This is a genomic window from Shinella sp. WSJ-2 (assembly GCF_003432075.1).
GTDB lineage: Bacteria > Pseudomonadota > Alphaproteobacteria > Rhizobiales > Rhizobiaceae > Shinella.
This window is the reverse complement of record NZ_QWBU01000003.1, coordinates 232,698-245,792: the sequence shown is the minus strand read 5'-3', so window position 1 is coordinate 245,792 and position 13,095 is coordinate 232,698. Positions and strand designations below refer to the sequence as shown.

At 62.6% G+C, this 13,095-nt stretch carries 11 protein-coding genes and 1 tRNA gene; 7 read left to right on the top strand and 5 right to left on the bottom strand.

What is annotated here, in order from left to right:
* The first annotated feature begins 35 nt into the window (after positions 1–35).
* Both betA and D0Y60_RS08840 read left to right on the top strand, forming a co-directional pair.
* Positions 36–1,688: a choline dehydrogenase gene (gene betA, locus D0Y60_RS08845; RefSeq protein WP_117368897.1), complete on the top strand. Its 1,653-nt coding sequence runs from the start codon at positions 36–38 to the stop codon at positions 1,686–1,688.
* 57 nt (positions 1,689–1,745) lie between these two features.
* Positions 1,746–2,021, top strand: coding sequence for a hypothetical protein (locus D0Y60_RS08840; RefSeq protein WP_117368895.1), 276 nt, complete (start codon positions 1,746–1,748; stop codon positions 2,019–2,021).
* 54 nt (positions 2,022–2,075) lie between these two features.
* Here D0Y60_RS08840 and D0Y60_RS08835 read toward each other — a convergent pair whose 3' ends face one another.
* On the bottom strand, positions 2,076–3,194 hold the full coding sequence (locus D0Y60_RS08835) for a calcium-binding protein (RefSeq protein ID WP_199564130.1): 1,119 nt from the start codon (positions 3,192–3,194) through the stop codon (positions 2,076–2,078).
* A 265-nt stretch (positions 3,195–3,459) separates the two neighbouring features.
* On the opposite strand from D0Y60_RS08835, the gene D0Y60_RS08830 reads away from it, so the two are divergent.
* From D0Y60_RS08830 to D0Y60_RS08815, 4 genes are all read left to right on the top strand, one after another.
* Entirely contained in the window at positions 3,460–4,206 is a 747-nt protein-coding gene (locus D0Y60_RS08830; RefSeq protein WP_117368893.1) for a phosphoadenylyl-sulfate reductase, read from the top strand.
* Positions 4,207–4,252: 46 nt separating this feature from the next.
* On the top strand, positions 4,253–5,206 hold the full coding sequence (cysD, locus tag D0Y60_RS08825) for a sulfate adenylyltransferase subunit CysD (RefSeq protein ID WP_117368891.1): 954 nt from the start codon (positions 4,253–4,255) through the stop codon (positions 5,204–5,206).
* Between the two features lies 1 nt (position 5,207).
* Entirely contained in the window at positions 5,208–6,698 is a 1,491-nt protein-coding gene (gene cysN, locus D0Y60_RS08820; RefSeq protein WP_117368889.1) for a sulfate adenylyltransferase subunit CysN, read from the top strand.
* 123 nt (positions 6,699–6,821) lie between these two features.
* On the top strand, positions 6,822–7,298 hold the full coding sequence (locus D0Y60_RS08815; protein WP_117368887.1) for a hypothetical protein: 477 nt from the start codon (positions 6,822–6,824) through the stop codon (positions 7,296–7,298).
* A gap of 216 nt (positions 7,299–7,514) precedes the next feature.
* On the opposite strand, the gene D0Y60_RS08810 is transcribed toward D0Y60_RS08815, so the two are convergent.
* The 3 genes from D0Y60_RS08810 to D0Y60_RS08800 form a co-directional block, all read right to left on the bottom strand.
* The gene (locus tag D0Y60_RS08810) at positions 7,515–8,831 is read right to left on the bottom strand and encodes an HlyD family type I secretion periplasmic adaptor subunit (RefSeq protein ID WP_117368885.1); all 1,317 of its coding nucleotides are present in this window, start codon (positions 8,829–8,831) and stop codon (positions 7,515–7,517) included.
* A gap of 10 nt (positions 8,832–8,841) precedes the next feature.
* A complete protein-coding gene (locus tag D0Y60_RS08805; RefSeq protein WP_117368883.1) occupies positions 8,842–10,578 on the bottom strand; it encodes a type I secretion system permease/ATPase in 1,737 nt (578 codons plus the stop codon).
* A 209-nt stretch (positions 10,579–10,787) separates the two neighbouring features.
* Positions 10,788–11,291 carry an MgtC/SapB family protein gene (locus D0Y60_RS08800; RefSeq protein WP_117368881.1) on the bottom strand — a complete coding sequence of 168 codons (504 nt, stop codon included), beginning with the start codon at positions 11,289–11,291 and terminating at the stop codon, positions 10,788–10,790.
* 148 nt (positions 11,292–11,439) lie between these two features.
* On the opposite strand from D0Y60_RS08800, the gene D0Y60_RS08795 reads away from it, so the two are divergent.
* Positions 11,440–11,516: transfer RNA gene (locus tag D0Y60_RS08795), tRNA-Pro, on the top strand.
* 121 nt (positions 11,517–11,637) lie between these two features.
* Here the strand turns inward: D0Y60_RS08795 and D0Y60_RS08790 are convergent.
* Positions 11,638–13,065: a helix-turn-helix transcriptional regulator gene (locus tag D0Y60_RS08790; RefSeq protein WP_117368879.1), complete on the bottom strand. Its 1,428-nt coding sequence runs from the start codon at positions 13,063–13,065 to the stop codon at positions 11,638–11,640.
* Positions 13,066–13,095: the final 30 nt, after the last annotated feature.

The following is a 13,095-nucleotide window of genomic DNA, read 5'->3' as shown; positions in this document are numbered from 1 at the left end:
AAGGGCGTTTGAAGGAACATTGGCTGGGGACCGCCATGCAGAACGCAGACTACATCATCATCGGCTCCGGCTCGGCCGGCTCGGCAATCGCCTATCGGCTCTCGGAAGACGGCAAGCATAGGGTCATGGTGCTGGAATATGGCGGCTCGGATATCGGGCCGTTCATCCAGATGCCGGCAGCGCTCGCCTGGCCGATGAGCATGAAGCGCTACAACTGGGGCTATCTTTCCGAGCCCGAGCCGCATCTCAACAACCGGCGCATCACGGCGCCGCGTGGCAAGGTGATCGGCGGGTCGTCCTCCATCAACGGTCTCGTCTATGTGCGCGGCCATGCGGAGGACTTCAACCGCTGGGAAGAGCTTGGCGCGCGCGGCTGGGCCTATGCGGACGTGCTGCCCTACTACAAGCGGCTGGAAACCTCGCTGGGGGGCGAACCCGGCTGGCGCGGCACCAACGGGCCGCTGCATGTGCGTCGTGGTCCGGTGACGAACCCGCTCTTCCATGCCTTCATCCAGGCCGGCCAGCAGGCCGGTTTCGAGACGACGGAGGATTACAACGGCTCCAAGCAGGAGGGCTTCGGCCTGATGGAGCAGACGATCTACAACGGCCGGCGCTGGTCGGCGGCGAACGCCTATCTGCGCCCCGCCATGAAGCGGCCGAACGTCTCGCTGGTGCGCTGCTTTGCGCGAAAAATCGTCATCGAGAACGGCCGGGCCGTCGGCGTCGAGATCGCGCGCGGCGGCAAGATCGAGGTGGTCAGGGCCAACAAGGAGGTCATCGTCTCGGCCTCCTCCTTCAACTCGCCGAAACTGCTGATGCTCTCCGGCATCGGCCCGGCGCAGCATCTGAAGGACATGGGGATCGAGGTGAAGGTCGACCGTCCCGGCGTCGGCGCCAACCTGCAGGACCATATGGAATTCTATTTCCAGCAGGTCTCCACCAAGCCGGTCTCGCTCTATTCCTGGCTGCCGTGGTTCTGGCAGGGCGTGGCGGGTGCGCAATGGCTGCTCTCCAAGGGCGGGCTCGGCGCTTCCAACCAGTTCGAGGCCTGCGCCTTCCTGCGCTCCGCACCGGGGCTGAAGCAGCCGGATATCCAGTATCACTTCCTGCCCGTCGCCATCTCCTATGACGGCAAGGCGGCGGCGAAGAGCCATGGTTTCCAGGTGCATGTCGGCTACAATCTGTCGAAATCGCGTGGCAACGTGACGCTCAGGTCTTCCGATCCGATGGCCGATCCGGTCATCAAGTTCAACTATATGAGCCACGAGGAAGACTGGATCAAATTCCGCCACTGCGTGCGCCTCACCCGCGAAATCTTCGGCCAGAAGGCTTTCGACGATTTCCGCGGACCGGAAATCCAGCCGGGCGAGAAGGTGCAGACGGACGACGAGATCGACGCCTTCCTGCGCGAGCATCTGGAAAGCGCCTATCACCCCTCCGGCACCTGCCGCATGGGTGCGGCAAGCGACCCCATGGCGGTGGTCGATCCGGAAACCCGCGTCATCGGCGTCGATGGCCTGCGCGTCGCCGACAGTTCGATCTTCCCGCATGTGACCTATGGCAATCTCAACGCGCCATCGATCATGACCGGCGAGAAGGCAGCGGACCACATCCTGGGCAGGCAACCGCTCGCCCGTTCCAACCAGGAGCCGTGGGTCAACCCGCGCGCGGCGGTCAGCGACCGCTAAATCTCTGGAACGATTGGGATTGGCATGGGTTTAGGCCGGCATTTCCGGAGGAAGCCCATGCCCGTCTACCACAAGGTTTCACGCTACCATGTCCGCGCGGAAACCGATCTCGTCCTCACGCTGATCGACGGCATTGCCGGTCCCTGCGCCTTTATTACGGATCCCGTGCAGGCGCGGGACACCATTCCTTTGCCCGTCGAAGAGGCGCTTGCCAGCGCCCGGCAGATAGTTGCGAGCGATATCGACCGGCGTAAGCTTGTCGTCGTCGATGAGGATAACCTGTGGCACAGGCGGTGGGGCGATCTCATCCTGCTGCCCGGCCGCAGCGCCTGACAGCAAAAAGCCGGGTTTGCACCCGGCTTCTGGAGCATCCGGAGGTCCGGGAGCTTATGCGAACAGGAAGTCGCTCGTGTGCAGGTCGGCCTTGGCGATGCCTTCGAGGGTGATCGAGCCGGCGCCATACTTGATGACGAGGTCACCCGCACGGGTTTCCGTCGCGTGGCTGAGAACATCGGCGAAGTTCTTCAGCACGGCCTTGTCGAGCCGGATGACATCAAGGCCGGCCTTGCCAGCTTCGAAATCGGTGATGCGGTCGAGGCCTTGGCCCGACTTGATGATGAAGGTGTCCGCCCCGACGCCACCGGACAGGATGTCGTTGCCGAGACCACCGTCGAGCGTGTCATTGCCGGCGCCGCCCGAAAGCGTGTCGTTGCCAGCGTCACCGTAGAGCTTGTCGTTGCCGGCGTAGCCGAACAGGAAGTCGTCGCCATTGCCGCCGCGCAGCGTGTCGATGCCGGCACCGCCGTTGAGCGTGTCGTTGCCGTCACCGCCCCAGAGCGTGTCGTCGCCGGCGCCGCCGTAGAGCTTGTCGTTGCCTGCATCGCCGTAGAGCTTGTCGTTACCGGCATCACCATACAGCGTGTCGTTGCCTGCACCGCCGCGCAGCGTGTCGTGCCCGCCATTGCCGTAGAGCTTGTCATTGCCGTTGCCGCCATTCAGCGTGTCGTCCTTGGCATAGCCCGAGAAGACATCCGCCCCCGTGCTGCCGTTGAAGACGACCGAATTTGCGTTCAGAATCTTGACGAGGCCGGCGGTCGCACCCGTAGTCGTCGACTTGCCGCCCATGATGTCGCTCAGGAGCTGGCCACCGAGCGTCGTGTCGGTCACGCCGAGGCCCGTGATCTTCACGTCTGAGGTCATCTTGAACGTGTTGGTCTTGCTGTCGAGGGCGATCGAATTACCGAATTCCACAGTGTTCAGCGAACCGGTGATCTTGTGCGTCGACATGTTGTAGTTCCATGCCGTCTTGCCCGACGTCAGAACCACGCCGTACTTGTTGGCATCGTTCGAATAATACTGCGTGCCGCTCATCGCCATCGGATCGGAGCTGTTGAAGCCGCCGTAACCCGCGCGCGTAAAGGTCTTGTTGAAATTCGAAAGATAGGCGGAAAAGTCGATGCCCTTGCCGTCCTTGTTGGCGTCATTGGCGGTAATAGTGATGGCCATGGTCCCAGTCCTTCCCTGCGGGCCCAACGCCCGCTATAAACTTGAATGCAAAACTCAGCTATTAAATCTGAATTTTTTTGTCAAGTTTATTTGCTGAGTTTTTCGGGAAGTTTTGCGGCCACGCCCAGGCGTCAGGATTTCTTCCGGAAGCGCCGGAAGGAGAGATATTTGCTCCTGCGCTGAAACTTTGGAAATCCGTTTTGCTGTCTTCCCGAAGACGAGGCTGCGATAATCCGGCAACTTCTCGCAAAGGCTATGGATTAGAATGACTGCTCTCACCGGAAACGGCACCGCGCAGGCCCTCAATGACAAGCTCGCCAATCTCGACCTCGCAGAGCGTCTTTCGCTCGTGGCCGAGCTCGGCGGGCGCGCGGTGTTCACGACCAGCCTCGGTATTGAGGATCAGGTGATCACCGCCGCAATCGGCACGAACCGCCTGGATGTCGACGTCGTGACGCTGGAGACCGGCCGCCTTTTCAAAGAGACCGTCGATCTCATCGACGAGACCGAGAGCCAATACGGCATCACCATCACTCGCTATGTGCCGGCACAGGACGATATCGACGCTTATGCCGCGAAGTACGGCCTCAACGGCTTCTATGAGAGTGTAGAAGCACGCCACGCCTGTTGCGGCGTGCGCAAGCTGAAGCCGCTTGCCCGCGCACTCGAAGGTGCATCCTTCTGGATCACCGGCCTGCGCCGTGGCCAGTCCGGCAATCGCGCCGACACGCCCTTCGCCGAATTCGATGCCGATCGCAACCTGATCAAGATCAATCCGCTGGCGGATTGGGACATCGAGCGCATCAAGGCCTATGTCGCCGACAACGCCGTGCCGGTGAATCCGATGCACAATCGCGGCTACCCCTCGATCGGCTGCGAGCCCTGTACGCGCGCCATCAAGCCGGGCGAGCCCGAACGGGCCGGCCGTTGGTGGTGGGAAAACGACGAGAAACGCGAATGCGGCCTGCATGTCGCTGAAGCCACAACCATCCCGGCCCCGAGCGCGGCCTGACCAGAACAAGCCCTCCCAAGGCACCCCATCCGGAGTAAGAGTTTTCATGTCCGATACCCGTCCCGAAGCGGAAGCGAAGCAGAACGCACCGCACAAGCCGCCGCTCGATCCGCATCTGAAGGCGCTGGAAAACGAAGCGATCCACATTTTTCGCGAGGTCGCGGCCGAATTCGAGCGTCCGGTGATGCTCTACTCCGTGGGCAAGGACTCGTCTGTCCTGCTGCACCTTGCGCGCAAGGCCTTCTATCCCGGCCGCGTGCCCTTCCCGCTGCTGCACGTCAACACGGGCTGGAAGTTCGCCGAGATGATCGCCTTCCGCGACAAGATGGTCGCGGACTACGATCTCGACCTGATCGAGCACAAGAACCCGCGCGGCGAAGCGGAAAACATCACGCCGTTCACGCACGGCTCCTCGCGCTATACCGACATCATGAAGACCGAGGCGCTGCGCCAGGCGCTCGACGCCGGCAAATATGACGCGGCCTTCGGTGGCGCGCGGCGCGACGAGGAAGCCTCGCGTGCCAAGGAGCGCATCTACTCCTTCCGCACGCCGGACCATCGCTGGGATCCGCGCAACCAGCGCCCGGAACTGTGGAACGTCTATAACGGCATGATCCGCCAGGGCGAAAGCGTTCGCGCCTTCCCGCTGTCCAACTGGACCGAGGTCGATATCTGGCGCTACATCCAGGCCGAAGACATTCCGATCGTGCCGCTCTATTTCGCGGAGAAGCGCCCCTATGTGGAACGCGACGGCATGATGATCCTGGCCGAGGACCCTCGCCTCGAGCTCTTGCCCGGCGAAGTCAAGCAGGAAGGCGTCATCCGCTTCCGCACGCTCGGCTGCTTCCCGCTGACCGGCGCCATCCGCTCCAATGCCACGACACTCGACGACATCATCGCCGAGCTGGAGACGGCCACCGTCTCCGAACGCCAGGGCCGCGCGATCGACCGCGATCAGTCAGGCTCCATGGAAAAGAAGAAACGCGAAGGGTATTTCTGAGATGACCGTTTCCGCCACCGCAACCGCCGAGGTTTTCACCGTGGAAGAACCGGCCCTCGAAACGGCTAAAGCGATCCGTGACTCCCGCCCGCTTCGCCTCATCACCTGCGGCTCGGTCGACGACGGCAAGTCGACGCTGATCGGCCGCCTGCTCTGGGACACCAAGGCGGTCAAGGAAGACCAGGCCGCCACCCTCCAGCGCGACAGTTCCGGCAAGCAGAACGATCTCGGCCTGCCCGATTTCGCACTGCTGCTCGACGGTCTCCAGGCCGAGCGCGAACAGGGCATCACCATCGACGTCGCCTATCGCTATTTCGCAACGGACCGCCGCTCCTTCATCGTCGCCGACACGCCCGGCCACGAGCAGTACACCCGTAACATGGCGACCGGCGCCTCAACGGCCGATCTGGCCGTGCTGCTCGTCGATGCGCGCGCCGGCATTCTGGAACAGACCCGCCGCCACGCCACCATTGCTTCGCTGATGGGCATTCGCCAGTTCGTGCTGGCCGTCAACAAAATCGACCTGACGAATTACGATCGCGCAGGCTTCGAGCAGATCGTCCACGAATTCAAGGAATTCGCACTGACGCTCGGCGTCAAGCAGATCACAGCCATCCCGATGTCGGCGCTCAAGGGCGAAAACGTCGTCTATGATGGCCGCGCCTCCATGCCCTGGTATGACGGTCCGACGCTGGTCGAGACGCTGGAAAAGGCCACCACTCGCTCCAACCAGACGGTCGGCTTCCGCCTGCCCGTGCAGCGCGTCTCGCGTCCGGGTGAGAGCTTCCGCGGCTATCAGGGCACGGTTGCCGGCGGCTCGGTGAAGCCAGGTGACTCGGTCGTCATCCTGCCCTCGGGCATGGTCGCCAATGTCACCAAGATCGTCACCTTCGATCTCGTGCGCAACGCCGCCGTCGCGGGCGATGCCATTACGCTCGTGCTCGACCGCCAGGTCGACGTGTCGCGCGGCGACATGATCGTCGCCATCGACAGCCAGCCGATGACCGGCCGCGGCTTCGACGCGCAGCTCGTGGCTCTTCAGGCCGAGGGCATCGAGCCGGGCAAGCGCTACTGGCTGAAGAGCGGCTCGCGCCGTCAGCGCGTCACCGTCGATCCGATCAGCCAGCTCGACTTGAAAACCTCCAAGTGGAATTCGGTGGAAAAGCTCGGCATGAACGCCATCGGCAAGGTGCACCTCACCTTCGACGAACAGGCGATCTTCGACACCTACGAGCAGAACCGCACGACAGGTGCCTTCATCCTGATCGATCCCGACACCAACAACACGGTGGCCGGCGGCATGATCTCGGGCCGCCGCTCGGAACTGGGTGGCATCCACAAGGACGACCAGCGCGTGTTGCTCTCTCTGCCGGCAGATCTCGCCGAAAAGATCATGGCGACCGAACTCTTCGCCAACCGCCGCCAGGACGTGGACGTGCGCCATACCAGCGCCGGCCGCGCAGCGGAGATTCTTGCGGATCTGGACGAGTAATCTTCGAAAATATCATGTAAACAAAAGGATGCCGTCCGATCGGCATCCTTTTTCATGTTTCGAATTGACAGGCGACGCCTGTCGCCGCACCTTGCCCGAACAGCAGGGGGCTGACAGAGGGTGATGGGCAACGGCAAGAATGCGATGGCAGCGATGGCGCTCTGCTTTTTCAGCGTGGGTGCCGCGCGGGCTGCGGATTTCGACCACAACGGCTCCCGCATGGATGTCGACTACGAGCGCGGCGCGATAACCTATCGCTCGGTGAAGCCGAGCCTTCGCGGATTCATAAAGCCCGGCTTTGTCGTCTTTGCCGGCGAAATCGAAAAGGGCGGCGCAGTCAAAGGCACCGCGTATATCTTCCGGAAAAATTGCGAACCGGCGCCCTACGCTGTCACCGGCCGCTATGAGGCAAGCCTGCCCGGCTACGTGCTGAGCGGTGCCGCCCCCATTCGAGAGAAGGGTGCCTGCCGCGTGACGGGCTATTCCATCGAGGGCGGGAATGCCCGACTCGAATTCGTCGACCTCTCCCCAAACGAAAGTGGCAGCGCCTCAGGCACTGCCACCTCACCGAATTCCTATAGTCCTGCACCAGGCAGGTAAGTCGAACGCTGCTCAGAAGAAGAAATACCACAGAGCCAGAACGACGAAGAGCGGAACGCCCATCAACCAGAGAATCAAAGCCCGAGCCATTGAAGTTTCCTTTCCCTTTGACTGTTGGAAAAGGAATGCTCGAAGGGTGGTTTTGTTCCATGAGCAAGTCATGACAAAGGGCGCCTCAGCGCCCTTTGTTCTTCGATATTGGCGCTGCCGCGTGGCTTACCGTTCGCGGAATGCCTTGGCGAAGTAATCGGCGAGCGGCTTCACCAGATATTCGAGCGGCGAGCGCTCCGAGGTCTGGATGAAGGTCTCGACCGGCATGCCGGGTATGACGTGCTTGTCGCCGAGCTTGGCCATTTCCCCAGCCTCCGGCTTGATTTCCGCCTTGTAGAAGGTGGCGCCGGTGCGCTGGTCGGAGAGTACGTCAGCGGCGACCTTCGTCACATGGCCAAAGATTTCCGGCGTCGAGCGGTGGTCGAAGGCGCCGAAGCGGATATGCGCCATCTGGCCGACATGGACCTGGTCGATCTGCGTCGGCGAGATCTGCGTGGAGATGACGAGGTCCTGCTCCTGCGGGATGATGTAGAGCAACGGATCAGCCGGCCGAATGACCGAGCGCAGCGCATGGACCTGCATACCGAGCACGACGCCCGACATCGGCGCGGTGATATCCATGCGGCCGAGCGTTTCCAGCTTGGCGTTGCGGCGTTCCTTGAGCTCGGCGATCTTCGCCTCGATCTCGCGCAACGACGTCGTCGCTTCCTCGCGCACCGTCGAGTGGATGTTGAGGATGGCAATCTCGATTTCTGCGACGCGGCCGGTGTTTTCGGCGATGTTGGACGTCGCCTGGCTGATCGTCCCGCGGATTTCCGCCTCTTCGCGCTGAAGGGCGAGTACGCGGCTGGCATTGGTCAGCGACTGGGCGAGCAGCTTGTTTTGCGCCTCCAGTTCCTTGCCGATGAGGCTGACCTGCGTTTCCAGCGCCTTGATGCGACTTTGCAGACCTTCGTTCTGCTTGGCGATCTGCGCCTTCTTTTCCTGCAACTGCGCGGCCTGCTTGTCGCGGGTTTCCGCGCGCGCCGCCATCAGCCGCTTCTGGCCGGTGATGATTTCGGCGGCTTCCGGGTTGGTCGCGGCCGCTTTCAGGAGATCGGGATCGAAGGTGATCTCGCTCTTGTCGTCCTGTTCGGCCTGGAGCCGCGCGGCCGTACCCAGCAGGCTGAAGAGCTGACCTTCGATGACGGTCAGTTCCGATCGGTCGAAGGTGTCGTCAAGGCGCATCAGCACGTCGCCGACCTTGACCGTGTCGCCTTCCTTGACGCGGATCTCGCCCACCACGCCACCCGTCAGGTGCTGCACGACCTGGCGGTTGCTGGCCACCTCGATGATGCCGGCGGCGACCACCGCGCCGTTGATGCGCGTCAGCGCCGCCCAGGCGCCCATGCCGCCAAGCAGCACAAAGACGGTCGTATAGCCCGCGATCGCATAGCGGCGGCTGCTCCATTTCTTATCCCTGGAGCCTGTTTCCCGAACCATGGTCCTGTCCTTACTTGTTGCTGCCGCCGGTGCCCGTGCCGGCCACGACCTGCGTGTGGTTGCGCAGATGCGCGCGCAGAACGTCGTCGCGCGGACCGAAGGCCAGGCGCTGGCCGTTTTCCATGATGAGGATGAGTTCGCACTCTTCGATGGCCGCCGGGCGATGCGCCATGATGACGATCGACTTGCCCTCGGCCTTCATGTTGCGGATGGCGAGATTGAGTGCCATCGAGCCCTCGGCGTCGAGATTGGAGTTCGGCTCGTCGAGCACCAACAGAACAGGATCGCCATAGAGCGCGCGGGCGAGGCCGACGCGCTGCTTCTGGCCGCCCGAGAGACGGCCGCCCATGGCTGGCAACTTGGTGTCGTAGCCATCGGGCAGGCGCAGGATCATGTCATGCGCACCGGCCTTCTTGGCCGCTTCCACCACCTTCATCGGATCGGGATCGAGTGCCATCCGGGCGATGTTTTCGGCAATCGTGCCTTCGAACAGCACGACATCCTGCGGCAGGTAGCCGACATGGTCGGCAAGACCGTCCGTGCCGTATTGCTCCAGCGAGGCGCCGTCGAGGCGCACCTTGCCGCCGGCGGGCGGCCAGATGCCGGTCAGCACGCGCGCCAGCGTCGACTTGCCCGACGCGCTCTGGCCGATGACGCCGAGCGCCTGGCCGGGGCGAAGTTCGAGGCTCAGCATGCGCACCGTCGCGACCTTCTCACCCGGCGGCACGACCGTGACCTGCTCGACATCGAGAATGGCGCGCGGCTTGGGCAGCGCAGTGCGCGCATCCTCTTCCGGCACACGGCCCAGAAGCTCCGAAAGTTGGCGCCAGCCCTGCACGGCGCGCTGGATGAGCGCCCACTGACCGATAGCACCCTCGATGGGGGCCAGCGCGCGGCCGATGATGATGGAGCTTGCGATCATCGCACCGGCAGTGATCTCGTTCTTCAGCACCAGCCAGGCGCCGAGCGCCAGGATCGCCGACTGAAGGAAGACGCGGAAGGTCTTCGAAGCGATCGAGTAGAAGCCGTTGCTGTCGGAATAGTGGATGTTGGCTTCCAGCGCCTTGTCGCGCAAAAGCTGCCAGCGGCTGGCGACGGAGCGGCGCATGCCCAGCGCGCGAACCGTGTCGCTTTCCTTCTGCAAAGTCTGGGTCATTTCGTCGGACTGGCGGCCGGCGATCATCGCCCGCTCCTGGTCTTCCTTCGTGCCGTTCTGGTTGAGCCAGGTGAGCGCCACGAGGATGAGGCCGCCGACGACGCCGAGCATGCCCATCCAAGGATGGAAGGTGAAAATGACGAAGATGAAGAGCGGTGTCCACGGGATGTCGAAGGCCGTGAAGACGGCGGGCGAAGACAACACCTTTTGGATGGCGTCGAGATCGCGCATGCCGGTGACGGTCGAAACACCCTGCGCGTGCAGCGCGGTGCGATCGAGCACGGCGTTGAAAACACGCTTGTCGAAGCGGGCCTGAAAACGCGCGCCGATGCGGGCTGCGATGCGGCTGCGCAGATGGTCGAGCACGCCCATAATGAGATAGAGCCCGATGATGAGGCCGGTCAGCGCCACCAGCGTCGCCTCCGAGCGGGAAGCGAGCACCCGGTCGTAGATCTGCAACATGAAGAGCGGCCCGGTCAGGACGAGCAGGTTCACGAAGAAGCTGAATAGACCGATGGCGAGAAAGCCTGCGGCGCTCGCCTTCAGCACGGCTCTGAGTTCGTCCACACCGGACTTGCCCGATGATCGCATGGGAATATCTCTTTAAAGTTCGACGCCGGAGGTTCGGCCGTATCAGGCCTTTGTCCGAACGGCGATGGCCCCTCGACCGCTCCGCCACACTCGGCAGAAAACGGAGCCGCGCGCACGTTTAACGCGCGGCTTTGATGAAAGACGGTATAGGGCGCGATTTATTCGTAAAGCAACAGAATTTCGATCAGCGATGCAGGGGCCGGCTCAGGTCACTCAGGTTTATCCGCGTGCTTTTCATGGCAACTCGGCTTGGCAAACCGGATTTTTCCGAGAATGAACAACACGATAAAGCAGGCCAGCGTCGCAAACACCGCGACGAACCAGTAGCCGAGCCCGACCGCAAGCCCGACCGCGCCGGCAAGCCACATGCCCGCGCCCGTTGTCAGCCCTCGCACCTCGCCGCGCGAAAACACGATCATGCCGGCGGCGAGAAACGCCACACCGGAGGTCACGGCTTCGATGACACGCAGGGGATCGATGCGCACCTGCTCGTCGGCAAAACCGGCCATATGCACGCTTTCGATGGAAAGCAGCGCGAAAACGCAGGCCGCCAGCGCCACGAGGATATGGGTGCGCAGGCCCGCCGCCTGATCCCGATACTCCCGCTCCGCGCCGATGATGGCCCCGACGATGATGGCCCCGGTCATGCGCAAGAGCATGACCGGATAAGGAATTTCGGTTTTTCCGAAGAGCTCGGCGGTGATCTGTTCCATGCGCTGGCAAACGGCGAAACGTCAAAGCGGTTCCACCCGGCACGAAAAATTTCCCGGCGCACCAGCACTTTCCCCAAGATCGCGAATTTTTTTGATATTTTGCGCTTGTCGAAGGCAAAACCCTGTTCTATAGAGGCGCCGCTGGTCACGGAGTGTAGCGCAGTCTGGTAGCGCACCACGTTCGGGACGTGGGGGTCGAGTGTTCGAATCACTCCACTCCGACCAGCTTAAAAGCCTCGTTCTTCATGGCTTTGACACTTTCCCGAACTCTCCCTTACGGTACCTTGCTTGAACGACACGATACCACCGGTGCCGTCTCTTGCTCGCTTGCAACCGGTTTAGCCGCTCACTCATCCCCCATCGGCCGGATTGAGTAGGGGATCGTACGGCGCATGTTGTGTTCGATCACCAGATGGCCCTTGAGCGGCGGCACGGCGCGGCTGGCGCATTGGGTGCGCTCGCAGATGCGGCAGGAAATGCCGATCGGGTCGTAGGCGTCCGCATTGCTGAGATCCATGTCGTCAGCATAGACGAAGTTTTCGGCGTAGGAGATCTCGCAACCCAATGCCAGCGCATAGTGCTGCTGCGGCTGGCGAAAGCCACGGCCGCCGCGCGAGACCTGCATGGAGAGACAGAGATAACGCGCACCATCCGGCGTCTCGGCGAGCTGCCGGGATATCCGGCCCGGGCTCTCGAAAGCCTGGTGGGCATTCCACAGCGGACAGGCCGCGCCGAAGCGGGCGAATTGCAGGCGGGTCGCGCTGTGGCGCTTGGTGATGTTGCCGGCCCGGTCGATGCGGGCGAAGAAGATCGGGACGCCTTTTTGGCCGGGGCGTTGCAGCGTCGAGAGCCGGTGACAGACCTGTTCGAGGCTCGCGCCGAAACGGGCGGAGAGCAGGTCGAGATCGTGGCGCACCTCGCGCGCCGCCTCCATGAACTTGCGATACGGCAGGAGCAACGCCCCGGCGAAGTAATTGTGCAGGCCGATGCGGCAAATCTCGTAGGCTTCGGCCGTCCGGAAACCGGCACTGCCGGCAACCCGATCAACGATGGTTTCTGCATGGAGCTGGGCGATCTGCAGCGCGATCTGGAAATGGCGCGTCGGCGCGGGCAGATAGGAATTCAGCGTGAGCAGCCGCGCTTTGGGATCATAGGCACGCACGAGATCGTCTTTTTGCGCGGCGCGCGTGATCCGCACGCCATATTGCCGTTCGAGATAGCTGGACAAGACAGGCCCGGGATCGGCGTCGCCGATGCCGATCTCCGCCGCCAGCTTTTCGGCCAGGAGGTCCAGATCGCCGATATAGTTGTCGACGAAGTGGAAGAAGTCGCGCACCTCCTCATAGGGCGTCGCCTCTACGGCGGCGGCGCTGCGGCCCAGCGTGTCGTTGATGCTGGCGAGCTGTTCGGATGTGTGGCGATAGGCGCGGTGTGCAGCGATCAGCGCATGCGCAAAACCCGGCGCATTCTGGGTAACGAGCTTCAATTCCTGCAAGCTTGGCGAATAGCCGTCGAAAAGCGTGTCCGTCAGCGTTTCCGAGAGCGCCGAAACCAGCCGATCGCCCTCCCCGCCCGAGAGTTCGGCGAGATCGATGCGGAATTTCTCGGCGAGCGCCACGAGCACGCCGGCCGAAACCGGGCGCTGGTTGTTTTCGATCTGGTTGAGATAGGAGACCGAAATGCCGAGGCGTTCGGCGAATTGCGCCTGTGTAGCGCGGTTTGCCTGGCGCAGGTCGCGCACCCGTCTGCCGATATAGAGCTTGTTCGCCGCCATGTTTGCAACTTTGCAAAATTAATTTGCAAA

Excerpts from the sequence above, each read along its gene's own strand:
- betA (WP_117368897.1), top strand. The coding sequence starts at position 36 with ATGCAGAACGCAGACTACATCATCATCGGCTCCGGCTCGGCCGGCTCG.
- D0Y60_RS08790 (WP_117368879.1), bottom strand. The coding sequence starts at position 13,065 with ATGGCGGCGAACAAGCTCTATATCGGCAGACGGGTGCGCGACCTGCGC.
- cysD (WP_117368891.1), top strand. The coding sequence starts at position 4,253 with ATGTCCGATACCCGTCCCGAAGCGGAAGCGAAGCAGAACGCACCGCAC.
- D0Y60_RS08835 (WP_199564130.1), bottom strand. The coding sequence starts at position 3,194 with ATGGCCATCACTATTACCGCCAATGACGCCAACAAGGACGGCAAGGGC.
- D0Y60_RS08815 (WP_117368887.1), top strand. The coding sequence starts at position 6,822 with ATGGGCAACGGCAAGAATGCGATGGCAGCGATGGCGCTCTGCTTTTTC.
- D0Y60_RS08830 (WP_117368893.1), top strand. The coding sequence starts at position 3,460 with ATGACTGCTCTCACCGGAAACGGCACCGCGCAGGCCCTCAATGACAAG.
- D0Y60_RS08810 (WP_117368885.1), bottom strand. The coding sequence starts at position 8,831 with ATGGTTCGGGAAACAGGCTCCAGGGATAAGAAATGGAGCAGCCGCCGC.
- D0Y60_RS08805 (WP_117368883.1), bottom strand. The coding sequence starts at position 10,578 with ATGCGATCATCGGGCAAGTCCGGTGTGGACGAACTCAGAGCCGTGCTG.
- D0Y60_RS08840 (WP_117368895.1), top strand. The coding sequence starts at position 1,746 with ATGCCCGTCTACCACAAGGTTTCACGCTACCATGTCCGCGCGGAAACC.
- D0Y60_RS08800 (WP_117368881.1), bottom strand. The coding sequence starts at position 11,291 with ATGGAACAGATCACCGCCGAGCTCTTCGGAAAAACCGAAATTCCTTAT.
- cysN (WP_117368889.1), top strand. The coding sequence starts at position 5,208 with ATGACCGTTTCCGCCACCGCAACCGCCGAGGTTTTCACCGTGGAAGAA.